Origin of the sequence: Exiguobacterium sp. SH0S2 (genome assembly GCF_004337185.1) — a bacterium.
Taxonomy (GTDB): Bacteria; Bacillota; Bacilli; order Exiguobacteriales; family Exiguobacteriaceae; genus Exiguobacterium; species Exiguobacterium aurantiacum_A.
The window spans coordinates 196,540-219,741 of the sequence record NZ_SJVB01000001.1; the positions used below are offsets into that span (position 1 = coordinate 196,540).

General features: G+C 48.7%; 33 protein-coding genes. 15 read left to right on the top strand and 18 right to left on the bottom strand.

The features are described from left to right. Positions 1–30 precede the first annotated feature (30 nt). Both EVJ21_RS01010 and EVJ21_RS01015 read right to left on the bottom strand, forming a co-directional pair. The gene (locus EVJ21_RS01010) at positions 31–807 is read right to left on the bottom strand and encodes a hypothetical protein (protein ID WP_131489762.1); all 777 of its coding nucleotides are present in this window, start codon (positions 805–807) and stop codon (positions 31–33) included. Between the two features lie 396 nt (positions 808–1,203). Next, entirely contained in the window at positions 1,204–1,506 is a 303-nt protein-coding gene (locus EVJ21_RS01015; protein WP_131489763.1) for a hypothetical protein, read from the bottom strand. 125 nt (positions 1,507–1,631) lie between these two features. On the opposite strand from EVJ21_RS01015, the gene EVJ21_RS01020 reads away from it, so the two are divergent. Beyond that, on the top strand, positions 1,632–1,949 hold the full coding sequence (locus tag EVJ21_RS01020; RefSeq protein WP_131489764.1) for a hypothetical protein: 318 nt from the start codon (positions 1,632–1,634) through the stop codon (positions 1,947–1,949). Here EVJ21_RS01020 and EVJ21_RS01025 read toward each other — a convergent pair. Continuing rightward, on the bottom strand, positions 1,936–2,301 hold the full coding sequence (locus EVJ21_RS01025; RefSeq protein ID WP_131507059.1) for a hypothetical protein: 366 nt from the start codon (positions 2,299–2,301) through the stop codon (positions 1,936–1,938). The two genes, EVJ21_RS01020 and EVJ21_RS01025, sit on opposite strands and share 14 nt — an antisense overlap. A gap of 498 nt (positions 2,302–2,799) precedes the next feature. Next, on the bottom strand, positions 2,800–3,102 hold the full coding sequence (locus EVJ21_RS01030; protein WP_131489766.1) for a hypothetical protein: 303 nt from the start codon (positions 3,100–3,102) through the stop codon (positions 2,800–2,802). Positions 3,103–3,276: 174 nt separating this feature from the next. Here EVJ21_RS01030 and EVJ21_RS01035 point away from each other — a divergent pair, with 174 nt between their 5' ends. From EVJ21_RS01035 to EVJ21_RS01060, 6 genes are all read left to right on the top strand, one after another. Further along, entirely contained in the window at positions 3,277–3,732 is a 456-nt protein-coding gene (locus tag EVJ21_RS01035) for a helix-turn-helix transcriptional regulator (RefSeq protein ID WP_131489767.1), read from the top strand. 13 nt (positions 3,733–3,745) lie between these two features. Continuing rightward, positions 3,746–4,192 carry a hypothetical protein gene (locus tag EVJ21_RS01040; RefSeq protein WP_131489768.1) on the top strand — a complete coding sequence of 149 codons (447 nt, stop codon included), beginning with the start codon at positions 3,746–3,748 and terminating at the stop codon, positions 4,190–4,192. After that, positions 4,189–4,467 (top strand): hypothetical protein, encoded by a 279-nt coding sequence (locus tag EVJ21_RS01045; protein WP_131489769.1) that lies wholly within the window; start codon positions 4,189–4,191, stop codon positions 4,465–4,467. Before EVJ21_RS01040 ends, EVJ21_RS01045 begins: the two co-directional genes overlap by 4 nt. 10 nt (positions 4,468–4,477) lie before the next feature. Continuing rightward, positions 4,478–4,894, top strand: a complete 417-nt coding sequence (locus tag EVJ21_RS01050) for a group-specific protein (RefSeq protein WP_131489770.1) — start codon at positions 4,478–4,480, stop codon at positions 4,892–4,894. Further along, a complete protein-coding gene (locus EVJ21_RS01055) occupies positions 4,891–5,421 on the top strand; it encodes a hypothetical protein (protein WP_071397482.1) in 531 nt (176 codons plus the stop codon). The genes EVJ21_RS01050 and EVJ21_RS01055 overlap by 4 nt, the downstream gene beginning before the upstream one ends. 115 nt (positions 5,422–5,536) lie before the next feature. Further along, positions 5,537–6,760, top strand: coding sequence for an MFS transporter (locus EVJ21_RS01060; protein ID WP_131489771.1), 1,224 nt, complete (start codon positions 5,537–5,539; stop codon positions 6,758–6,760). Between the two features lie 127 nt (positions 6,761–6,887). On the opposite strand, the gene EVJ21_RS01065 is transcribed toward EVJ21_RS01060, so the two are convergent. Both EVJ21_RS01065 and EVJ21_RS01070 read right to left on the bottom strand, forming a co-directional pair. Continuing rightward, positions 6,888–7,805 (bottom strand): alpha/beta fold hydrolase, encoded by a 918-nt coding sequence (locus tag EVJ21_RS01065; protein WP_131489772.1) that lies wholly within the window; start codon positions 7,803–7,805, stop codon positions 6,888–6,890. 3 nt (positions 7,806–7,808) lie between these two features. Beyond that, positions 7,809–8,234, bottom strand: a complete 426-nt coding sequence (locus EVJ21_RS01070) for an NUDIX hydrolase (RefSeq protein WP_071397479.1) — start codon at positions 8,232–8,234, stop codon at positions 7,809–7,811. A gap of 139 nt (positions 8,235–8,373) precedes the next feature. On the opposite strand from EVJ21_RS01070, the gene pyrH reads away from it, so the two are divergent. Together pyrH and EVJ21_RS01080 are read left to right on the top strand one after the other, a co-directional pair. Continuing rightward, a complete protein-coding gene (gene pyrH, locus EVJ21_RS01075) occupies positions 8,374–9,111 on the top strand; it encodes a UMP kinase (protein WP_131489773.1) in 738 nt (245 codons plus the stop codon). 220 nt (positions 9,112–9,331) lie between these two features. Further along, positions 9,332–10,177: a GGDEF domain-containing protein gene (locus EVJ21_RS01080; RefSeq protein WP_161568936.1), complete on the top strand. Its 846-nt coding sequence runs from the start codon at positions 9,332–9,334 to the stop codon at positions 10,175–10,177. Positions 10,178–10,365: 188 nt separating this feature from the next. Here the strand turns inward: EVJ21_RS01080 and EVJ21_RS01085 are convergent, their stop codons facing one another. Continuing rightward, a complete protein-coding gene (locus EVJ21_RS01085; protein WP_131489775.1) occupies positions 10,366–10,881 on the bottom strand; it encodes a Rossmann-fold NAD(P)-binding domain-containing protein in 516 nt (171 codons plus the stop codon). Positions 10,882–11,061: 180 nt separating this feature from the next. Here EVJ21_RS01085 and EVJ21_RS01090 point away from each other — a divergent pair, with 180 nt between their 5' ends. From EVJ21_RS01090 to EVJ21_RS01105, 4 genes are all read left to right on the top strand, one after another. Continuing rightward, entirely contained in the window at positions 11,062–11,430 is a 369-nt protein-coding gene (locus EVJ21_RS01090; RefSeq protein WP_131489776.1) for a GNAT family N-acetyltransferase, read from the top strand. Positions 11,431–11,560: 130 nt separating this feature from the next. Then, the gene (arr, locus tag EVJ21_RS01095) at positions 11,561–11,977 is read left to right on the top strand and encodes an NAD(+)--rifampin ADP-ribosyltransferase (RefSeq protein WP_131489777.1); all 417 of its coding nucleotides are present in this window, start codon (positions 11,561–11,563) and stop codon (positions 11,975–11,977) included. A 2-nt stretch (positions 11,978–11,979) separates the two neighbouring features. After that, positions 11,980–12,423: a hypothetical protein gene (locus EVJ21_RS01100; protein WP_131489778.1), complete on the top strand. Its 444-nt coding sequence runs from the start codon at positions 11,980–11,982 to the stop codon at positions 12,421–12,423. An 85-nt stretch (positions 12,424–12,508) separates the two neighbouring features. Further along, positions 12,509–12,928, top strand: a complete 420-nt coding sequence (locus EVJ21_RS01105; RefSeq protein ID WP_131489779.1) for a DUF7674 family protein — start codon at positions 12,509–12,511, stop codon at positions 12,926–12,928. A gap of 85 nt (positions 12,929–13,013) precedes the next feature. Here the strand turns inward: EVJ21_RS01105 and EVJ21_RS01110 are convergent, their stop codons facing one another. The 4 genes from EVJ21_RS01110 to EVJ21_RS01125 all read right to left on the bottom strand — a co-directional run bounded on the left by EVJ21_RS01110 (position 13,014) and on the right by EVJ21_RS01125 (position 16,010). Then, on the bottom strand, positions 13,014–13,250 hold the full coding sequence (locus EVJ21_RS01110; protein WP_236633766.1) for a hypothetical protein: 237 nt from the start codon (positions 13,248–13,250) through the stop codon (positions 13,014–13,016). A 59-nt stretch (positions 13,251–13,309) separates the two neighbouring features. After that, positions 13,310–14,368 (bottom strand): ABC transporter permease, encoded by a 1,059-nt coding sequence (locus EVJ21_RS01115; RefSeq protein ID WP_131465076.1) that lies wholly within the window; start codon positions 14,366–14,368, stop codon positions 13,310–13,312. Then, entirely contained in the window at positions 14,368–15,228 is an 861-nt protein-coding gene (locus EVJ21_RS01120; protein WP_201739972.1) for an ABC transporter permease subunit, read from the bottom strand. Before EVJ21_RS01120 ends, EVJ21_RS01115 begins: the two co-directional genes overlap by 1 nt. A 365-nt stretch (positions 15,229–15,593) precedes the next feature. Next, a complete protein-coding gene (locus EVJ21_RS01125; RefSeq protein ID WP_131489780.1) occupies positions 15,594–16,010 on the bottom strand; it encodes a hypothetical protein in 417 nt (138 codons plus the stop codon). Between the two features lie 76 nt (positions 16,011–16,086). Here EVJ21_RS01125 and EVJ21_RS01130 point away from each other — a divergent pair, with 76 nt between their 5' ends. Beyond that, positions 16,087–16,494, top strand: coding sequence for a hypothetical protein (locus tag EVJ21_RS01130; protein ID WP_131489781.1), 408 nt, complete (start codon positions 16,087–16,089; stop codon positions 16,492–16,494). A 38-nt stretch (positions 16,495–16,532) separates the two neighbouring features. On the opposite strand, the gene EVJ21_RS01135 is transcribed toward EVJ21_RS01130, so the two are convergent. The 3 genes from EVJ21_RS01135 to EVJ21_RS01145 all read right to left on the bottom strand — a co-directional run bounded on the left by EVJ21_RS01135 (position 16,533) and on the right by EVJ21_RS01145 (position 19,377). Next, positions 16,533–17,291 carry a DUF817 domain-containing protein gene (locus EVJ21_RS01135; RefSeq protein WP_131489782.1) on the bottom strand — a complete coding sequence of 253 codons (759 nt, stop codon included), beginning with the start codon at positions 17,289–17,291 and terminating at the stop codon, positions 16,533–16,535. 8 nt (positions 17,292–17,299) lie between these two features. Continuing rightward, complete coding sequence (locus EVJ21_RS01140; RefSeq protein WP_131489783.1) at positions 17,300–18,160, bottom strand: metal-dependent hydrolase; 861 nt, start codon at positions 18,158–18,160, stop codon at positions 17,300–17,302. A 221-nt stretch (positions 18,161–18,381) separates the two neighbouring features. Further along, positions 18,382–19,377: a helix-turn-helix transcriptional regulator gene (locus EVJ21_RS01145; RefSeq protein ID WP_071397464.1), complete on the bottom strand. Its 996-nt coding sequence runs from the start codon at positions 19,375–19,377 to the stop codon at positions 18,382–18,384. Between the two features lie 116 nt (positions 19,378–19,493). Between EVJ21_RS01145 and EVJ21_RS01150 the strand changes: the two genes are divergently transcribed. Next, positions 19,494–20,339 carry an alpha/beta fold hydrolase gene (locus tag EVJ21_RS01150; protein WP_131465086.1) on the top strand — a complete coding sequence of 282 codons (846 nt, stop codon included), beginning with the start codon at positions 19,494–19,496 and terminating at the stop codon, positions 20,337–20,339. A 25-nt stretch (positions 20,340–20,364) separates the two neighbouring features. On the opposite strand, the gene EVJ21_RS01155 is transcribed toward EVJ21_RS01150, so the two are convergent. The 4 genes from EVJ21_RS01155 to EVJ21_RS01170 all read right to left on the bottom strand — a co-directional run bounded on the left by EVJ21_RS01155 (position 20,365) and on the right by EVJ21_RS01170 (position 23,200). Next, the gene (locus tag EVJ21_RS01155; protein WP_236633498.1) at positions 20,365–20,781 is read right to left on the bottom strand and encodes a YhfM domain-containing protein; all 417 of its coding nucleotides are present in this window, start codon (positions 20,779–20,781) and stop codon (positions 20,365–20,367) included. Positions 20,782–20,863: 82 nt separating this feature from the next. Further along, complete coding sequence (locus EVJ21_RS01160; protein WP_131489784.1) at positions 20,864–21,286, bottom strand: YhfM domain-containing protein; 423 nt, start codon at positions 21,284–21,286, stop codon at positions 20,864–20,866. 77 nt (positions 21,287–21,363) lie between these two features. Continuing rightward, a complete protein-coding gene (locus EVJ21_RS01165; RefSeq protein WP_131489785.1) occupies positions 21,364–21,657 on the bottom strand; it encodes a hypothetical protein in 294 nt (97 codons plus the stop codon). 124 nt (positions 21,658–21,781) lie between these two features. Beyond that, positions 21,782–23,200, bottom strand: a complete 1,419-nt coding sequence (locus EVJ21_RS01170) for a glycoside hydrolase family 32 protein (RefSeq protein WP_131489786.1) — start codon at positions 23,198–23,200, stop codon at positions 21,782–21,784. Between the last annotated feature and the right edge of the window lie 2 nt (positions 23,201–23,202).

Consider the following 23,202-nt stretch of genomic DNA (forward strand, 5'->3'; position numbering starts at 1 on the left):
TCAATCCTATGATGAACTAAAGAATTGTCATTACTCGTCGACCAGCTGAATGCCGCTCACTTCATGGTCACCGATTAAAATGAAGTGGAACCTCTCGCCCTCCCCTAAACCTCTAACTCTTCCCGAAAACTCAGTCACGACGTCAGGGCGTTTCCGCTCGCCGAACGGCCAGCTGTAAAGCAATCCATCCTTCACGAAATAGCCAACTTGTCCTTGAATCGTCAGCGCCGAACTGTCGTGAAGCCTCTTCGGCGTTTTATACTTTTTGAGTCGACCGGTCACATCGATATGAATTAACTCATACCAAATCGACGGACAGAGCCAGACCCCGGTTCGATCCGCTTGCAACAATTCACAGTCGACAATGGTCGGCGGACGTACAAAATCGGACTGATAGCGCTGTAAAACTTCGCCTGTCCGTGAGAAACAGACGAGTGCCTCGGTGGAGATGCCTTCCCCGAACACCCCCTCGTCGACATAGCCAATCCAAATACCAGACTCGTTGACGGCGACCGCTCCGATGGCGTTTCCCGCATGGAACGCATGAAGAAACGTTCCTCGCTCATCGATGACCCAGGCGTTGACGGGAGTCTCCTCCATTGTCACATCGACGAGGAGAAACGTTTCTGAATTAAGGAGACGGATAAAGGGAGAACTCAATTGAACCGGCAGTCTTAGCGTCCGCTCGTTCCAATAGACGACGGGAAATTCCTTGTCGACTAGAATAATCAGTTCGTCACCTAATAAATCGGCATCAAATATGCTAGACCCGTCCGTTTGAAACAATGACTCAACATATACTTCCATCTGATTTCACCTCCTATATTCATATCCGTCTTGTTGCTAAACAGGATGCGCTGAATCGTTTGTTAGTTTGCTCAACGAGTTAGACGGTTTCGATACTGCTCAAACGTCTCACGGAACCGGTCAACCTCTTTCGGTGTCATCGTGACTACCGTTCTATAGCGTATGTCCATGTATAATTTGAATCGATATTCTTCAAGCCGATACGCCGAGCCCACTGCAATACAGTCCCCGTCGGCAGCCATTTCTGCCTCAGCGGCAATGCGTGATTGAAGGTGATGAGGACAGCGCCAGTGCTGCTGTCAATCCAAACCGAATCATCCAACACATATCGCCGCCGCCTCTATGTTCTTAGTTCTTATTTCATCACCGGACCCTTAGATTTGGCATAACCATCGTTCATAGAAGATGCATCTTTGCCACCTGACTTGTCGGTCGCAGTTTCAAAATCTCGACCGCTAATTCGTCCGCATCGGCATCCGTCATCAATTTGTCTGGAATCGTATTGAAAAACAGCAAGTATTCCTTTACATCTATACTACTAGCATCAAGCTCAGCAGCGCGTTTCGCGTGTTCGAAGGCCCGTTCATAGACGTGAGGATAGTGACAGAATGGTTGGCTCAATAATAATGAGGCAATCTCTTCCCATTCAGCAGTCTCTTCACTTTGGATCAGGTCGCAAACAAAGTGATAAATCGCCAAATCATCCGCATACCTTCAGCGATACATCCTATACAGAATAACGTTTGATTCAAATTGTTAATCGATTCATCTTGAATTATAATAATTGTAATCCGTATCCATTTTATAGCAAAGGAGATTGTCATTTGTATATCCGAATACTTGGCATCTTATCTTTTGTCGCATGGAATTACATTCTCGGTCGTCAGTACTTTTATGTAGAAGGTGTCTTAATCGATCAAGACCATTTCATCATTGAGCTGATCGGATTTGAGACCTTTTTATTTTTGCCATTCCTCATGATGATGTCCGTGATCCCACTGTGTAGCGCGATTATTTCAGAATATACGATTCGCTACTTCAAAAAACGAGACAACCCTCGCCTGCTCGTTTCACTCACTGCGCTCTATTCGATTACGACGATTCATTTATGTTGGTACATTTGGTCCTTTATCTCCGGTTAACCGTACCGCGATATAGCAATGAAACGATTTTAGCGCTCTGACCGTCTTTGCTCGAGCTGATCAGCATGGAATTCCAACGACCATCTTGTTTTGGATAGATATGATACCGAAAACAATCACCAAACCTTCCGATGACACCTACTGTATACAGCGTCTCCCAGCGCTGTCGGTACAATTGAAGAGACAAGCGATAGGACGTGGAGAGTGATGTGACAAATTCATGCGGTTTTCTCTGCCATTGCTCGATCCATTCATCCCAGTCCTCTTCATTACAGAAGTATGAACCCTTCTGATCTGGTATATCCATCACGCTCAATAAATTTAGTGCATCAATCATCGGTCCTTCAGTCATCTCGTCCTCCGATTGCCAAAGCGCACGTCCTGTTCAATCAGAAACGTTCTCTCGTGTCACAATGCCCGCCTTCATGTACAAAATCCATTCGATCATCTCTTCTAACGTAGGAGTATTGCGCTTTCCAGGAAGTTCTTCCTTAGACAGCACCCCGCGAATTAAACGTTGCGTCAAGAGCAGTAATCTCTCTGACGTCGTTACCCAGTTCAAAACCGTTTCGAATGGTGTCCGACTCACATCAATCGGATTAAATTCGTCGTCACACGAAATAAGCTCCACATTGGTTAAGTCGACAGCCAGCCAATTCCCTTCCCTATGGTAACCAATCCGGATGTATCTTAAGTTGTTTGCTTGTAAAACACGAAGTTGCGCGGCGTCATCCCTCGTCAACAGCCTGGCTTTTTTCAGACTTCGTCTGTCGTAAACAGATGACGTTCAATTTCCTCGTCACGCAAGGACGATAAGATGACTCGTTTCTCTAACAACCACCCGCCCACCTTACCGTAACCAATCATTGACTGAGGTCGACAATGTCTCCTCTACTTCAAACGTCTCATGGTCGACAATGACGACTTCGTTCGTCTTCAAGTCGACACAGACGAGGTCACCGAGGAAGTCTTCGTACCCGATGATAGGGAGATGGTTTGGCCACGGCTCTTCCTCGTCGAAAACCTCTAATTGAACCTCGTCGAAGCGATCGCGTTCATTTAAAAATGCGAAACGCTTTAGCCCTTCTGCATCCTCAAGTTTAATTTCTATCTCGGAAGTCGGCAACAGCGCCATCACCTGTTCTTTCGTCATACTCATTCCCCTTTCCAACTTCATCTATTTTATAGCAAGGATGATTCCGAATTATATACATAAAATGAGAAATCACATTGACACTGTTCATGCTTAGTGTAAAATTACACTTGTAACTAATTGTAAATAAAACACCTAGAAAAGGGTTAATGCTTTCAAGCAAAGAGGTGCTCGATGAACAAATCGGATTTCATCCAACTCGTATCGAAACAAGTAAAAACGGTTCGTCTGGAACGACAATATTCTCAAGAAGAGATGGCTGACATCTTAGGATTATCCAAAAAGACGCTCATTCAAATCGAAAAAGAGCGGACCATCGCCAACTGGAGCACGGTCGTCACATTGTGCGCCCTGTTTAATGACAGCGAGATTCTTTTGAGCGAAATCGGGGACGACCCAGTCGAGTTCGTCAGACTGATCGCCAAAGACGTCTCGTACGAACCGAAGTCAAAGACACTCGGTGGTCGTGTATGGTGGAAGCAAACCGCAACAGAAGGAGATTATGTGTTGCAACAAAACCTGATCAGCGGGCATTACCGGATTTCAGATCGTCAAAACGTCCGCTGGCACAGCTCGTTCGACGTAGAAGAAGCCACACTCGTGTTGGCCAAACTAGCGCAAGACGTATGAAAGGAGTCAGATCGTGAAAACTAATAAAAGATGCATCGTGACGTTGTCAGTCGTTTATGTCATCGCGTTGATAGTGAACATTATCCCGTCGGCCACCTTCCCCGACGCAACGATTCGTCCCCTGCATGCCGCAGCCTCGGTCGCGCTCCTGTTCTGTCTACTAGGAACTTGTTTATTACGAAACCAGGTTGCCAAGCTATATATCACGGCACTCCTGTTCGCGAGTGTCACCGTTTTTACATTGAACAGCTTCGAGACATATATGCGTGACATCCTTCTTTTGGACGCTTTGTTTTCAATCCAATATCCGCTCTACATTCTATTCGTGTCTCCGTTGTTCGGCCTCAACTTCTTTTTGAACGTCGGAGCGGAATACGTCTCATTGATCACTTTCTTCATCGCGATTCTGTTACTCATCATCCACGAGGTCGCAATCACGGCTTCACGCGAACGGCTATGACAAGAGCGCAACTCATCGGATCTTCAAGCCTGCTGATTGCCATTCCCTACTTTCTACTCGCTCCGAACTGGACGCATGCTGAATTCGTCTGGATAGGCGGTACAGTCATCTTGCTCATCATTTCGGCCATCGGTTTCAGCTTTCACATGCTTCACAGTCGAAAGTGGACGCGACGACAAGGCATTACTTTCGGGATCGGCTTGCTTACAGCCTATGCTCTCGCGTTTCTATTTCTATTATGGCGAGTCGTCGCATACAACATGAACACGATTTAGGAGGCTACTTATGAAGTTTTACATCGGGTCCGGTTTTTACAACGTCGATCACGTCCGGCAATTGCGGGACCATTTCATCGAACAAGGCCACACCCATACATACGATTGGACCATGAATGAACGAGCAGCGACAATCGAGGACTTGCGAGACATCGGCGCCAAAGAATACGAAGCGATTCGTACATCTGATTTTGTCGTCATCTTGCTACCGGCCGGGAAGAGCAGCCACGTCGAACTCGGGATCGCCCTCGGCGCGGACGTACCACTGTTCATCCATGACGCAGCAAATCGTTTCGATGACTTCGAGACGACGAGCACGTTTTATCATCTCCCCCACGTCATCAAGTTGACGGGACCGCTCGAGGACATTCCTTCATGTATCGCCGCCCATTACGTAACGTCATATGTAAAGCAGGATAGTTTATGATGTTCCCGATTTATTTAGTCACAGGGTTTGTCATTTTGGTTCTGGTCGCAACTGCTACCACTATTTATATCAAAGTGTACAAACGACGTCGAACTGACGCTGTACAATCAAATTCAGGCCAAGGTGCCGCCATCGCACCGCCTGATAAACTTGCGATTGTCTTATTCATCGTCACTATAGTCGTGAGTGTCTTGATTAGTTATGTTGCAGGATACACCGACGCCTACAAAGCGTATGAACAAGATGTCTGGGTCCTTTCACCGTCTGACATTGAAACATTTTATGCTGAGGTACGAGAAGTTGAAGACGATGCCATTGAAGTGCAAAAGATGTCGTTCGATGACGCAACTGATCAAGGCACGATTCGATATGAAATTGTGAAAGAGCACGTAAGCATCTATCGACAGGATAAAATCATCCAACTCTCTGACTTGTCTGAAGAGGATTTAATCTCAGTCATCCTGATGAAAGATCGATCGGGGATGACGAGCGTATTTAAAATCGAATTACTCAACAACCAAAATTAATGCAACGCATTCAAAAGTATACAAACCATTAAAAAGAAAATATTTGATTTTTCTAGCATGACAATCATTTTTGTGACATACTGTTCAAAATCTTATTTGAACGGGGACGATCTGTATGCACACTTGGAAACATCCGCTACTCTTACTGACCGGCGTCGGCATCTCGAATTTGGGCGCTTGGGTGTATTTCATCGCCCTCAATTTGATCGTCCTCGACATGACGCAGTCACCGTTCGCCGTGTCTGTGTTATACATCCTCGTCCCGCTCGCGGCCCTTTGCGCGAACTTTTGGTCAGGTACGGTCATTGACCGTGCCGACACGCGCCGCTTGATGATTTTGCTCGACACACTCCGCGCAGCAGTCGTGTTCAGCCTCGCCTTCATCGACTCGCTCGCAATCATCTACGTGCTCGTCTTCGCGTTGAACGTTGCGAGTTCAATCTTTGAATCGGCTTCACTCGTCTATATGACGAAGCTCGTGTCGAGCGGCGACCGCCAACGGTTCAACGCTTTGAAAAACTTCGTCCAGTCGGCAGGCTTCATTTTAGGACCGGCCATCGCCGGAATCCTGTTCATGATCGGCACACCGACGCTCGCCATTCAGTTGAATGCAGCAGCGCTCCTCGTTTCTGTCGGTATCTTGTCCCTCCTGCCGACATTATTCACCCCGAAAGATGAAGTCGGAGTGTTCAGTCTTCGCATGATTATCGAGGACTGGAAAGCAGTCGTCCGTTTTGCGTCGACGCGGCGTTACGTCACGCTCGTCTACAGTCTGTTCTGCGTCATGACGATTTTCATGTCTGGACTCGACTCGCTCGAGGCGTCGTTCGCGACGCAAATGCTCGACTTCTCGGAGAGTCGTTATGGCTTTCTCGTCAGTGTCGCCGGAGCCGGGATTATCGCCGGCTCCATTATCAATGCGACGTTCAGTGCTCGGATGACGTTACCGTTCTTAATCAGTTTCGGTGCCATCATGACACCCGTCGGCTATCTCGTCTTCGCCTTCTCCGAATCGTTCGTGCTCGCAGCTGTTGGATTCTTCTTGCTCACGTTTGCCCTGTCGTTCGCGAACACCGGTTTCTTGACGTTTTATCAAAACAACGTCCCGACCGACCTGATGGGCCGTTTCTCCGGAGTGATCAATGTAGCGGAATCGATCTTGATTATCGGGTTGACGTTCGGCATCGGTCTACTCGCTGAATATGTCGGGATTCGTTCGACGTATATCACCTTCTCGCTCGCTTTCTTACTCGTCGGCTTCATCACCATTCGCGTTGTCCGGGAACGGTCTAAACGTGCGCTGTATGTAATGAACACAGATGAAAAAAAAGTATCGTGAGATTTTATGAAACGGGTTTGCAAGAATCGTACTTCGTTTACATTTAGAATAGAAAAACCGGGTGATCGATAGTTGTTTCTCGATCACCCGGTTTTTATTTGAATCTCAAATTATACTGAATAAGTCCTTATTCAAACTGTCTACTCGGTTTCAAACGAGACAAGCATTCCTCCACGACCGAAATGATGACGTCTGGACGATCTAAATGGATTGCGTGTGACGCCTGCTCCGCAATCACGAGTCGGCTGTCCGCAGAGAGAATCGTCTGTTCGCGAATGAGTTGACCCCAAGTTCCTTCTAAAATTCGTAACTCTGATTCAGGCAGACCGTCCGCCTTCCCTCTGTCTACCTCGAAGTCAGCGTCGCGCCCAATCACGTAAAGAGGTGTAGTTGACAGGTTACCTAATCGTTTGATCAGACGGGCATCGTCATACCAACTCTCGACTTCGGCCAGCATCGCTTTGTACAAGTTTGGTCGACAGACAAATCCCTTTAATTCGGCTTGGACGTCCACTGGCAACTTTGATTGGTTCGGTGCTAGCGTTGGCTGTATCAATTCGGTCAATTCGGTTTCGGTTCGTTCCGCATAATCCTGGCATTGTTTCAGCCAATCTTCGTCTGAAGATAAATCGTTCATGACAGGTAAATCTAACGTGTCGAGTCTGTCCAGGTCATGTGATGTGGAATCAATGAGAATAAGTGCAGCCACATCATTTGGATAACGTTTTGCGAAATGCTGCGCACACAATCCGCCATATGAATGTCCCAATAAAACGAAGGGCTCAGTAATTTGTAAGACGTCCAAAAGTTCCCTTAGTTCTCGTACGGTTGCTTCCGTGTTACGTTTGCCTTCGTTCAGCTCACTTCTTCCGATTCCTGGTCGATGATATAGAATCACTCGGTTCGCCTTACTCAATTTTTCCGAGACCTCGTGCCATTCGTCAAATGCGCACCCCATCCCAGTTAAGATGACAATCGGAAACCCGTGCTCACCTTTTGTCATCACTTCAAGTTCCTTCCCGAACACGTTTACGAATCGCTTCATCAGTCACCTCGCTTTTATTTTATAGATTTCAAGTTTATTTTGAAATCGCTCATACGTATCCAAAATAATTTGAACATCTTCTTGGTAGAGGTGACTGATTGTATGCATTGAATCAATCGACACCCACTGCACAGCTGAAATATCTTGATCAATCTGGCTCGACGCCAACGTATCTGTAAGTCCGACAAGATAATAGTGAGTTTGAATTTGATAGCCGTCACTTTCTTTTTCTTTCACCAATAATTTCTTTACCGTGTCTACCGAATAGCCCGTTTCTTCTTTTACCTCTCGGATACAGCATTCGTCGAGTGTTTCCCCTGTCTCCAAGCCGCCGGAAGGAACGCTCCATCCCAACACATCCTTATTTCTCACGAGCAACACTTTTTGATGATCAAAACAAATCGCCGCAGCCCCGATCCATGTTCTCATCTGTCCCCTCCCCCAAAACCGTATTCACCACTCAGTACCCTTCCATCAACTTTACAGCATTCATTAGCGAAAAGTATTGCTAAATAATTGAAAACACTATACAATTTTGAAGATTTGGATTCAGAAAGGGAGTGTCTAGATGAACAACTATCAAAATGTTTTGATCAAGTTAAGCGGAGCCGCAATAGCGGGCGAGGATAACTCGAATTTCAATCAACATAAGCTAGACCAGATTGCGGTCGAAGTCCTGTCGTTGGTCGATCTCGGCATCAACGTCTCGCTCATGATTGGTGGCGGCAACATCTTTCGTGGTAACCAGGCGGACGTATGGGGCATCGACCATGTCGAGGCAGACAACATCGGTACACTCGGGACCGTCATCAACAGTTTGATGTTGCGAGGCGTCTTAAAAAGTAAGACAAATCGTGAAGTTCGCGTGATGACGGCCATGCCGATTCCGAGTATGGCCGAACCGTATATTCGTCTGAAGGCACTCAACCATCTGCAGAAAGGTTACGTTCTCATTTTTGCAGGTGGGAACGGACAGCCGTTCGTGTCGACCGATTATCCGGCCGTGCAACGCGCAATCGAGATGAATTGTGACGCCATCTTCGTCGCCAAGAATGGGATCTCCGGAGTCTACAACCAAGACCCGAATCAAACGAGCGAGGCAAAACAATATGCGTCGCTGCACTACAACGATGTGTGGCGCCATGACTTGAAAGTGATGGATCAATCGGCGCTCTTACTTGCTCGAGACAATCAACTCCCGGTGCACGTCTTCGATTTTAAAGAGACGGACGCGATGAAGCGAATCTGCTTGGGTGAGAAGATTGGTACGCTAATCCACGACGGACTCACCGTCTTCGTGGAATAAACGACAAAACATCCGAGGACAAGCTTTGCGTCACCGGGTGTTTAAGCAGGTTTGCCCTAAACGTCTCAATCAAGTCTAAAAACTGCCGAATAACACACTCGCTCCATTTCGAAATATCGTCTGTCTGCTTCTGTTGTTCACTCAAAAACGAACTGTATAGTCTATACTTGATACTTCATGTAAAATTGGGGACAACACGAACACAGAAAGAGGAATGATCATGAATCAATGGACTCAAGAATCAATTAAACTATTCGGGCTCATCTCTTGCCTCATCATCGGCACCATCCTATACGTGTCGCTACTCTTGATGAGTGACGTCGGAGTCATCGGATTAGTCATCTTACCAATCATCGTCATTGCCTCTCTCGCCTTTGGGATGCGGGCAGGATTGACGTTTTCTGTCGCCTTGCTGGCATTCTTGTTTGTCTACTTCTTGTGGTTCGCTCCTATCTATCAAGAAGGAGAAGTTCAGTTTTTCAACTGGAAAGGGCTTAGCTATACAGCTCTCCTCCTCACCATGTCTATCTTGTCCGGCCTCATTCATCAACTCGTGAAGAAGGTCCAGTTGTCACGACATGAGCTAGAAGAACGGGCCCGGCAACTGATCGCCGTCGATCCCGAGACGTGGCTCGACAACGCCGAACGGTTTCGGATGGACGTCAACTCAGAACGAGACCGTCTCATCCGCCACGGTGGATCTTTCGCGGTCTCGTTTATCCAGCTGCACGAGTTCACGCATTTCGAGGAACGTTATGGACGGACCGAATATGAATGGTTTTTGAATTACTTCAGTGATGAGCTCCACATGGCGACAAGACGAACCGATCAAAAATACCGGGTCGCACACGATACGTTCGCCATCATTTTCCCGTATACGTCACCTGCGGCGGCACAAGTCGTCCATGACCGTATCCGTCCGCTGCTTGAACAATATGAACTGCAGAGCGGCGAACACGTTGGATTGACGTATGAGGATACATTTTATGAAGTGAGCCGAGAGAATTGCAATGCGGTCGTTGAGCAAATCCTCTCTAAAGCATCAGCAACTAGCCTAGACGTATAAGACTATAAGACCTTGAATGATCATCACTGGGTACAAGTGGTCATTCAAGGTTTTTTATATGTAATCGCACGTTCTATTCATTTGAGGTGAATGAATTGCTGTAGATGTTGTTCAAGCTTCGGTTGACCAATAAGAATTTCCATATTGCCACATCCCTAGCTGTATCAAATGACGAATAACTCGTTTTGTTAGTCTACAACTCCTACAATGTGACACAACTTGTTCTCCTGAATCGCCATGATCACGCCACCGGCAATCTCCTCGTGCGTCAACCAACGTCTTGCGCCATGCTCGGTAATGTGACCGAGCTGCACTTGGTGGTAGCGGAGTTTGTCCGGTAGCACCAAACGGCTCTTCACGTCCTCAAGATGGGCTCGACTTCCGAGGACGTGGAACAGCTGTGCATCATGTCTAACTTCTCTCAAGACACATGGCAAGGCGTCAGGCGCGTCCGAATGAATCCAGGCGACGACGAGGTCGATCGCCCCTCGTTCGGCAATCGCTTGTCGCACCGAATCTGCCATTTGGACGCTGTCATGGTAATCCACATATATGGCGGACAAGCGGTCAGGGCGGCGAGGAATCAATTGCCCCATCTTCGCCTCATCCCTGCCGATCACCGACACGTGGTACCCAACGTCAGCTAACCAAAGGACCGTCTCTCTTAGCATCCCACTGCCGCCAATAACCAACGCATGCTTCATTGTTTCCCTTCCTCTCGATTCATTTCGTTTTCCACGTTCGAACAGGAATAGTGGATTATAAAAGCGAACTGAACGATAGCACTCACCTCAAGTCAAGGAGGACTGATTCCAATTCAATCTACCATCTATTCGATCAAACCGATCGAGACGCCGTTCGCACTCGACCAATCGTTCGCTGTCATGAACCAGCTCCGGCCCGACCTGACCCTCGCGTCGTATCGAGACCTCGTCGCCAAAATGCGGCCACAAGGGTATGAGTTGCATGCATTATATGCTGACGACGACATCGTGTCATTAGCCGGCATCGAGGTACGCGTCAACCTGTATCTCGGGAAGCACGTCTACATATATGACCTCGTCACGAGTGCCGCGCATCGTTCAAACGGATACGGCGAGATGTTGCTTCATTTCGTTCACGAGTACGCTCATGATTGTGGCGCGACATGTGTCGCGCTCGAGTCTGGGCTCGCCCGGACCGATGCGCACCGCTTTTATACGGACAAGATGGGCTACGCCATCACCAGCTATTCGTTCCGGAAACAATTGTAGATATGGAAAAGGGAAGAGCGATCCGCTCTTCCTAGCCTCATTGTATCGTGATTCCGTAACCAAAAACAGACTACCTTCTCCTAATTTCAACCACTATACTTTGGATACATGACAAAAGGAGAGATGCCTCATGACGAATGAATCAAAACCGCCCGATACGGGCCCGTTCTTCCACGGGACAAAAGCCGAACTGAAGCTTGGGGAGGTACTTGAGCCCCGACGCGATTCGAACTATCAAGACAAACAGTCGAACTATATCTATTTCACGGCGACGCTCGATGCCGCCAAATGGGGAGCCGAGCTGGCGAGCGGAGATGCCCGTGAGCGCATTTATCTCGTCGAACCGACCGGTGACTTCGAGAACGACCCGAACCTGACCGACAAGCGCTTTTCAGGAAACCCGACACGGTCGTACCGCTCGAGCGCCCCGCTCAAAGTCGTTGCCGAACTCGGTGCTTGGGAGCGACATCCTGACGAAGTGATCGCGCATATGCTCGTCTCGCTTGAGAAACTGCGGCAAGCTGGAGAAGATGTGATTGACGATTGAACATGTGGGAAAATCCTTTAAAGAAACCACACACGAAACGCCAACGCCTTGCAATCGCTTGTCTCGTACTCGGGCTGCTGTACGCGACGACGTATATCCCGCAGCGGGTCATCACGACGTCCCCGTCGGATGTGTCCCGTATCCATGTGTTTGACGGTCAGAGCGGCTATGAGGTCTCACTAAGCGAGCGGCGTGACATCGACTCCATCATGCGTAATCTGAATGACATCACGTTTCAAAAAGGAAAACCTAGCTTCGGCTATATGGGGTACTCGTACCGTGTCACATTATACGATGAGGACGGGGACGAGCTCGATGAATTCATCATCAATAGCGAGACGACGCTCAGGTACCACGGTTTCTTTCACACGGCAAAGTCAGGAAACATAGACTATGACACACTCGATAAATGGATGGCACAATTTAAAACGCATTATGATGAGTAAACAATCATTGTGACAATCACCTGTGAGGGTGATGACGCATCGACAATGTCTGTTTTAATTGTGTCTTAAAAAGGAGGGTGTGAAAATGAAAGAAGAAGTGTCTAAAGGCGAAGTCATGGAACTGTTTCTCCAAGCATGTCCTTCTTATAAAAAACGATGGGATTCGTATATTCAGGACAATTACGAGACTGGAGATGAACAATTACTATATATCGATTTTGCTGATTTCGCTACGCACGTCGTTGACTTGTACAAACGAAATGAGTTGAATGAGTTATCAGCTGTGTTTGATGTAATTGAATTGCTGCATACAACTGGCGATGCTTACGTTAAGGAAGCTGTGACAATTGGGTTATTAGAAGATTTACAAAATAAATTATTATACAGTGGAAGAGATACGAGTGTTTTTCATCCCTATTTGCACCGAGAATCACTCAAATGGTGGAATCATTTAAATGATTTTTGGGATGGCAAAACAAAATCTGTTGGTGGTCCCGAAAGATAAATCTTTTCTAGCGGAAGACCGTTTTTGAATTCGATCGTTTCTACTCTTTAATCAAATACAATACTTCATTGTGAATCGTATATCCTCACCGTTCACAACCTATATAGAAGTGGGAGTGGCTGTATACACTGACAACTCCTGAAACAACCATTTTGAAAAGATAGTTATTCACAAGACCTTCAATCACGTGTCCCTTTATTTTTTCTAATAGCGTTGTTTCTGGAATCCAATCAATCACATAGCCAATCCCTAACATGGCAGGAAGGCTCATTAGTATGTACACTGAGATAAAAATGAGCGTAAGCGATTTCGTGCTCATCATCTTCAACCTCCCTATGTTTTCTTACGATAATCAGACATTAATTAAGAAAGCGGATGGCATCAGTACTTGATGTCATCCGCTTTCTTTTGATTCATCTGTTGAAACGAGGCATTCGCATGAACGAGCGTGAACGGATCCGCAAGCGTTGCTGCTGCCGCCTCGGCTTGAGACGTCGTGTCATCGGTGACGACTGATTTTTGACGTCGTAATCGGAATGCCCGCTCGAGTCGACTCGTCAACAAGTTACTGAGAAAGACGAGCATGGACAGCCCGAGGGCTGGAACGAGGAACATATGGTTCGTCATCCAAGTCATTGCCGTGAACTGCGTGAAATAGAAACCGAACATCGACGACCATTCAAACAGTGTCGGTCTGACCCCTTCAAACAGGAAGACGGTTCCCCCGAAAAAGACACCGAATAAGGATAGATGAATGAGCAACATCAGTGTTTGCACGAATTGCTGCATGAAGACAATGACCAACGTCGGGACGAGGTGCGGCCACAGGTGCCGCCTCGTCCGATGCCAGACGCTGCCTCCTAACGTCTCAGCGACGATCATAAACTCTTGTTTGAGCAACTGCCGGACTTCTGTTATCAGATAAAGCGTGACGGCAGGCAAACCGAGCAACACGAACACCGTCAACTGTAGGGTTACGCGGTCTAATAACGGCGGCACCATCGTCGAGTCCGCGAAGAAAAAGGACGGGAATAACATCATCATGGCCAACAACGAGATAGGCAGAATCAAGAATCCATCTAACACCATTTTGAAGATTCGGTTCAAGCGTGCCCCGCGAAATGCGAGTGGGATCCCGACCAATAGGCCGAGCGCCATCCGTACGAGTGCGACGGTCGCACAAATGCCGACCGTCCATTTAAAGCCTTCAATCATCATCTGGAACAAGTCGTTCCCGGCCCGGTCGGTTCCGAGCCATTGATCTTTCGACGGTTCGAGTGGCGGGATGCCAATCAATCGACCTTCGTCGGAGTAACGGTTCAGGAATTGATCGACTTGGCCATCGCGGAATACGGTATTGCCGATACTGAGTAACAGCAAGCTGGCAAAAATCACGAACCCTATGATGAAAATCGGGTCACGCAGTAGCGTACGACGCATCAAATACCTCCTTTCCAGGCGTTCGGGATGAGCCATTCCGCCAGTAAATCCAATATAAAGATCGGGATATAGACGACCAACAAAATGACAAGTAGGATCGGCATGACAGGATTATAGACGACGAAACGGAAAATCCCTTGAACGTTAAATAAATATTCGATGATTAAAAGACTTGATAATACCGTAATTAGGTTCGAGCGGAAAAAGAGATAGAAGCGATACACCAAATTCGGGAGCAAGTGTCTCCAGAACAGGGCGGCCGGTCGGACGCCTTTGGCCCGCACTAGCTCGAGAAACAGCGTCGCTTCCTCCTCAAGGATGTGTTTCGTCAACCATTTGAGAAAGAAGAACAGGATGGTGAGCGTCAACGTCACAATCGGCAAAAAGCGTATGTATTCGGCAAACCCGCCTGCGACTTCAATCCGATCAAACCCCGTCTTCTTGTAAATCGTGATGGCGAGGTATTGCGAGAAGATGAGCCAAAATAAATCCGGGATCATCTCGAGCGTCTGGCTCGATTGTTGGAGCACCGTGCGCACGCGCTTCCCGCTTCGATAAAAGAAATAAGCGTACAGAAGAGCGAACCCGACCGAAACGACAAGCGACGTCATAAAGATGATGACCGTCTCTTTCATGAGCGGACCGAGTGCAGGCAATAACGGTAATTCTCGTTGCGCGGTTACGTTGAAGTATGTAATCTCATCAAGTTTCGCCAACTGACTAAATTGTTGTTGCAGCCCGTTCCAGTAATTCGATGGCACGAACTCGAGCTGCACGACGAGTGACGGCAAAGCACTGATCGCAATCAACACAAACAGTGTGATGAAAAACTGAGCCGATTTTCGAGCAAGCAAATTCATCCGATTCTCTCCTTTCAAAAAAAGTACAATCTCATAACCGTTTCGATTTTACATATAGATTTAAGAACCAATTCCAAAATAGAGCATATCACTCACCTTAAAGTAAAAATTCTCCATTTACACTGTTATGATTTTATCATAATTATTTATGAATAAAAACAATATTCGGAAAATTTCAGGAATTTAACTAGTCATTTGATTCGACAGTTTTCGCATTAAATAAATGCTCTTTATAACTCAGCGACATCCATTCCATTCCCACTATATCTTTATTGGAAAAATAGATTCCAGATGATAATTGAATTTAGTAAGATGAATGGCAGAAAATCGTTTAAAAAAAGTATCCTTCTCATCAGAAGAATACTTTAGTATGTTGAAAAGAGAGTTTTGCCATCTTCAGATTTTAACATATAGTCAACTCCAGTCGAGTTCACTTTCGTCAACGTGACGTTGCAAGCAAACAACGTGCCTGGGCCATATGCGACGTCTTCCGGTATCTCTGGAAAATCGTAGGACTCCTCTTCGAACCAGAGCGTCACGCCACCTTGTTTTGACTGATTGTCGACGACGTAGCAATTTCCGCTCGCCGTTTCATAACGGTCGAAGGCCCGATCGTATGTATCTGGTACGGCAATCATAAAACAAACGACGGCTAAAAAAACACTGAATACGGCACCTAACAATTTCATTAGTTTACGCTCGCTCCGCCATTTTGATACATATACAAACGTCGAGAGCACACACATAAACCCGACAAACCAAGCCGCAATTAATTGCGCCAATTTGATCACCTCTTTCATAATTATACGAGCACTGCTGAACAATGTTTCATCATCCTATCAGATTAAGGAGTATTTTATGACCCACTTCCTCAAGTTACAATCAATATCAATCTTACTGGCACTCACCTCACTTATAAATATCCAACTGCTCGCCAATAGCGGACGAGTATCCCTACTTATGGGTGACGCTTCTTTGATTATCATAGCGATTACTGGTCTCGCTTCACTCATTTTGTTCGCACGTCTGATCATCAAACGCTTAAAGCACCTTGCACCTTCACCATTTAACCTGTTCCTCTATGTCCTGTGGCTCCCTTATTTGGCGCTGTTCACATACGGCTGGACGCGTATCATCCCTCCTCCTAACGAAGCAGCCTGGCCGAGTCCCGCCTTCGGGCTATTGATCATCGCCCTCACGCTCACGTTCCCACTATATATATTCATCATCCATATGTGGGCCCGCTCCAAACAACAAACGACCTAAAAAAAACGTGCGCGACCGATTCCGGTTGCACACGTTTTTTACGAGAGTTCCTGGCGTCGCTTCTGCCACGCCACGAGCAAGATGCTGATGATGACGAGCAAGAACCACGATGACAACTTGCCGAGGTCGACGAGTGCCCAGCCGCTCAACTGATTCGGATACGCCCAACCGTTATAGAACGTGACGATATTCTCGGCGAACCAGATGAAGCAGGCGATCAAAAAGAAAGCGACGACGACCGGCATCGTGAAACGGCGGTCGTCAAGCCGGTACGTGACGATGGCCCGACCGAACGTGAGAAAGACGAGTCCGATCAACACCCAACGTAGATCGAGCCAAATATGGTGCCAAAAGAAGTTGAAGTAGATGGCAATACCGAGCCCGAAAGCGATCAGCGGTGGGGGCATCTTCAAAAACTCGAGGTCGAGCCGGCGCCACGACTGGACGACGTAACTGCCGACGCTCGCATACATGAAGCCGGCGTAAAGTGGGACGCCAAAAAGTTTCGTCAGCGCCTCGTCGGGATAGCTCCACGACCCCATCTGTACTTTGAACAGTTCGAGGCCGAGACCGATGACGTGGAACCAACTGATGACTTTCAGTTCTTCCATCGTCTCGAGCCCTGTCTTGACGAGCACGACTTGGACGAGCAGACACCAAATGAGCAGCACGTCATAGCGTGGCAGCGGAAAGTCGAGCCATTTCGTCAGCGCGAGCGCGCCGAAGATCGCAACCGGGAAGATGCAACTGAGCGCCTGCTCGTAACCGAAAATGAACAAATAACGTAGCCGTCGCATGATGTCACCTACAATTCGATGTATTCATAGAGGAATGACGACTCGCCGTCAAAGAAACGCGGATCGTATAGACCGAGACGTTCATCCTCTTCGACGACGACAACGAACGGGGACCACTGTTTGAGCGTGATCGCTTCTTTATTCTCATCAAACAGCGGCGTCAAGTCGGCATCGTCCGCGCTCGTCAGCTCGTATTCGAGCTCAGGTGTCTGATAGATCGAGTCACTGAAGATCGAGACGCTTTCGTCCGTTTTCGTAACGACCGTGAACTGGGTCGGGATGAACGAGGCCGATAGTGCCACTTCATCGTGCTCGGCGGCGTACGTCTGATACAAGTACGCACCCTGCGCACTTTGAATCAAGACGTGGACAACGATGGCGGCCCAGGCGTAGCGGTACACCGTGTGCCGGACGTCCGCCCGACGCGCGACGAGCCAAGCGACGAGGAAAATCCCCCAATAGACGAAGTCGACGATCGGGATGACGCCGAACGTGACCCGGACGTCGGACAACGGTTCGAAATAACCGGTCCCCCAGGCGTTGAACAAATCGGCCGTATTGTGGATGAACACAGATAAGAGCGCCCACCAGAAATAGCGGATATCGGTCACGTTGAACAGCACGCGGACGAGTATGTAAATCAGTAACGCGAACAGCGGCACGAGGAAAATCGAGTGGGTGATGCCGCGATGCCACATCTGATACATCCCTTCCGTGTCCCATAACCGCGAGATGACGTCACTGTCCGGGATTTGACTCCCGACAAGCGTCGTCACGAACAGCGCCCGCTTTTCATTTTTTTGTAGTTCACGTTTGTCGGCCGCCCCGTACAACGTCAAACCGAACAACGTATGTGTGATCGTATCCATGCAACACCTTCTTTCTGTTTTGAAAAGACATCCCCCTCATCGCGAGGCGGATGTCCGTCCGTGCTTTATTTCTCTTGGTCCATTTTCATGGCGCGTCTTGCGACGACGGCGACAAAAATGACAGCGACAATCGGAATGATCAAAGGCATCCAATTCAACATCCGCCTGTCCCCCTTCTACAAGTGTCGCAAGCAGTATATCACAGTTTCAAATCAATCGTTTTAGTGGATGCTCGCCTTGGCGTAACGGCCTGCCATCGACTCAATCGTTTCACGCATATGGTCGCGCAGCGTGACCGGTTCGAGCACCTCGACTTGCGTGCCGAGCGACAGGAGCCAGAAGACGAAACCGTCTGATACGGCCGCGTCGAAGCGGATGAGGAAGCGTTCCTCTTCACGTGTGATCGATACATCTTCCCCGAGCTTGTCGAAGATGACCGGGAGCACCCGCTCATCGACGGCAAGAATGATCTCCTCATCGAGCCCGTTATACATGTTAAACGATTTTTGGAAGTAATCGTCCGCCAGATGATGCTTCAGGCGCGGCGTGTCGTCCTCGACGATTTCCGAATTGACGATGCGGTCGACACGATAGTTGCGAATCTCCCCGATCGATTCGTCGATGCCGATCAAATAGTACTGCTCATGGTTCCAGTGCAGGTCGATCGGATTGACGACGTAGCGCTCGCCGTCACGGCGGAGCGGGAACGTGCGTTTCGTGACGTCAAAGCCGACGACGTCCGTGTATTGGAACGAGATCGCCTTCTGTTCTTGGATCGCCCGTTGGATGCGGTCGATATGGTACGGGATCTGTCCATGCTTTTTCTTCGGTGTCTTGATGATCGACTGGAGCGTCTCCGCTTCCGGGATGCTCGTCAGCTTCTGGAGCTTCTCGACGATACTTTCCGTCACATCTTCCGAGATGAACTTGGCCGCGACGATCGCATCGACCATCATGCGAAGCTCGTGAATTTCAAATAGACGGGCCGAATGCCAGTATTTTTTGGCGAGACCGTTCTTTTCAAGCTCATCCTGCACCTCGAACCCCGAATCGGTCAATGCTTGAATGTCGTCTTTCACCGATTTTTTTGCTAACTTAGAAGTATCTCCAATTGTCGATAAATATTCGAGCAAGTCTTCTAACGTCTTTGGATGATTGTCATCTGTGTGGCGTTCGAAAAACCGTCTCACCTCGAGTAACCGTTCTCGGTTGTTCACGGTTTAATCCCCTTTCAGTTCTCTATATGTATGATGTATAAACAGACATTATCATGTAATTTCCATGAAATAAAGTTATTTTCCATTACAATTCATTTAAGGAGGCGCACGCCGCTGTGAAACACTATGCCCATGTCAACGGCACGAAAATCGAATATATGGACCGCGGTCATGGTCCGGTCGTCATCTTGATTCATGGGACCCAATCGTCGAGTCTAGAACCGTACCATGTGGACCGTCTCGTCTTGTCCGGATTCCGGGTCATTGTCCCATCGCGACCTGGATACGGTGAGACTCCGTACTCATTTTCGGCCACGCCCCAACAGTTCGCAGGACACTTACAGCGCTTGATGGAAGTCATGGCCATCGATCGCTATCACATCTACGGCATCTCGGCAGGTGGACCGACGGCGATCGAGCTCGCTTCTGACAATGAGCGGGCGTCGAGTTTGACGCTCGCCGCCGCCGTGACGAGCGCGGTCGACTTCCCGTACCGAGACTACGTCAGCCGAAACGTCGCTCAGCCCGCGTTCATCCTGGCACAATATGCGATGAAGTACTTCGTCTTTAAAGCGATTCAAAAACAACCGTTCGAGGCGACGGCACGGATGATCGAATCGACGAGTCTGCTCGCACTAGACGCCGTTCGCGACGAAGTGACGCCGTACGATATCTTCTTATTGAAGCGGGTCGCGAGTCAGATGACGTTCGGGCTTGGCGCCCAGTTCGATCTTAGGCAACGTGTCGCCGCCGAGGCGTTGCTCGGGGTGACTTGTCCGACGTACATCGTACACTCTAAAAACGACAAGGCCGTCCCGATCCGTCACGCCTATTATGCGAAGCGGCTCATCTCGCACGCTCAACTTATCATCTTGAACAGCCCCGGCCACTTGATTTGGATCGGCCGCCACGCCCGGAAGAGCGAACAACAGATCGAACGCTTCATCCGCTTCAACTCGTGAGACACCTTTAGTCAGGTGTCTTTTTTCAATCCGTCTCAAGCAGTTCAATCAACTCGTCCGTCACGTCAGCCGGGACGAGGTACACCGTGTTCGTATCATTCACGTTCATCAGGCTAGTCGGTTTACCGGATTCCCCAATCCAGACGTAATAGCGGTCTGTCTCGTCACTCTTAAATCGAACTTCCACATCGTATTCAGGTGTCGCCATATTCACGATTCCTGGTTGTTCGTCAGCATTTCGAATCATGTCCGCAAATACTTTGACGTCTTCGAGTCTGTCGTATGTGACGACTTCTCGCTCCTGGAACCGACCAAAGTCGACCGATTCAGCGATACGGACTTGCACGATGTCTTCCGCGACGAGCTCGCTCGTCTCGCATCCTCCCATTAACCCTACGGTCAGTGCAGCTATACCTGTCATCCATTTATCCCGACGTTTCATCTAGTCCCACCTCCACATGTTGTCTTGTATCTATACGAGAGACGCTTGTGATTGGTTTCAAGGATGAACACAATTAACTTCTTTAGTCGTCAATCCCGAGCGTACGAATCAAACGGTCTGTGACGTCAGCCGGCACTTTGTATACGAGATGCGTTTGCGAGACGTTCATCAGTACACTCGGTGACCCGACTCGACCGAGCCAAAGATGATAGCGTTCCACGTCATCGCCCTTGTAACGGATTTCGAGATCAAAATCCGGTTCATTGTGAATCGTTTCGCCCGTAAACTCATCAGCATTTCGAAGCATGTCCGCGAATACTTTAATGTCATTTAATCGATTCAACTCGACTAAAAATTGTTCACTGAATCGCGTCCGCCCTGAGGACTCAGCGATTTTCACCTGATCCATCTCTTCAGCGTCAATCGCCTTGAGTCCTTCTCTGCCATATCCATATGGCAACGTGATCCGCCTTACTTCTTTCATAAAATCAAACAGTCGGTCCACAATTACATCACTCCCAAGTTTATGATTATCCTTTCATACGCAAAAAGTGAGCGCTTGGTTTCACTTGCATTTCGGAATTATAATCTTCGTTTCTTCATGCTTCGTTCTAAAAAGATTGGCAACATGTTCAATCCAATCGAAATGCTCGTCAGCACCCACCACGCTCGTCCCATGCCCGGTACGACATCTGCCAACGCACTCCAATCCTCCGCTTCGACCCAGACAGATAAATAGCTATAATCCGCGCACACCGTTAACGCGGTCAGCGATAAAGCAATCGCCATCGGCAGCTTGTAGTCTCTCCCGACACTGAACGTATATAAATTAAATAACGTCGCCCCAATCGCCAATATTCCAAAAATCATCCACATTGTCCTATCGTCTCCTATTTTTCGATATGTAAGTTATTACCTATTCCCAGAATAACACACGCAAGGAATGAAACAGTCGGATTTTTCGGACAACAAAAAAGCCGGGCCGAAGCCCAGCTCTTCCTTATTGATACGTCCAACCTGTCAGACTTGCGACCGCACCCACGTAGCGCAACTGCTTCTCGAGCTCGCTCGGGAACACGCGGAGCGTGGCGACGGCCTCGCCGTCATTGACGAAACATTCGACGCTCGACGAGTCGACGAACACGTGAAGTGATTCGACGGTGATCGTTTTCGTCCGGGTCGTTCCGAACTCGGTCGCGAACGGCTCACCGGCGTTCGTCCGGTCGATCGTCAATTCATGCGTCGCTGCATCATAACGAATGACGAGTGACTCATTCCCGACTTGAAGCAGGTCGAGCGTGAAGTCAGATCCGTCCGTTTTCAGCTCAAGCTCGTAACGGTCCGGTGTCGAAGTTTCAATCACCGTACCGGATGCGTTGACGAATTCGTCTTGGCGCAGCTTCGTCATCGCTTGCACCGGACGCTGTTTAAGCAATCCGTCCTCGAGCGAGAGTTCACGCGGCAACGTCAAGGCGTGGGCCCAGCCGTAGCGGTCCGTCGGGTAGTCAATCTCCGGCAAACCCATCCAACCGACAAGTACACGGCGGCCTTCATGTTCGGTCGTCTGTGGTGCGTAGAAGTCGAACCCGAAATCGAGCTCTTCGAACGCGCCGTGTGTGAACGTCAACGTCTCGACGTCGAGTTTGCCGATCAAGAATCCAGACTGATAGATGTTGTGATAACGGTGGCCTTCCGGCTCGATGCCTTGTGGCGAGAAGACGAGGACGTGTTGACCGTTCAGTTCGAACACGTCTGGGCATTCCCACATGTAGCCGAACGGGTCGAGACCCGTTTTGACTTCACCGATAAACGTCCAGTCGTTCAAATCAGTCGACCGATACAAGACGACACAGCCCGTATCATTATCACGCTGCGCTCCGACGATGGCGTAATAGACATCGTTCTCGAGCCACACTTTCGGGTCACGGAAATGTTCCGTGTACCCGGCCGGTACGTCCGGGATGGCGACGTTCCGGCGTTCGATTTTTCCGTCTCGTAGCACGCCGATGATTTGCGAGGCGTGACGCGTCCAGTCGTCCGTCCGGTGGTTGCCGGTGTACATGACGTGGAGTTCACCGTCCTTCACGAAGCCGCTGCCCGAATAGGCACCGTGTGAGTCTTCGGTCGTCTCCGGGACTAACGCCACCCCGCGGTCCGTCCACGTGACGAGATCGGGTGATGTGACATGGTACCAATGCTTCAGACCGTGTACCGGTCCGAGCGGGAACCATTGATAAAACATGTGATACTCCCCGTTGTAATACGTGAATCCGTTCGGGTCGTTCAGGAGGCCCGTCGGCGGTTGGATATGGTATCCGAACCGCCACGGGGAAGCCGCCGTCTTCGCACGGAGCGTCTCCATCTCGAGGGCACTCACGTCACTTAACGAGCGGTAACGCTCTGCCTTCGTCCAACTCATAC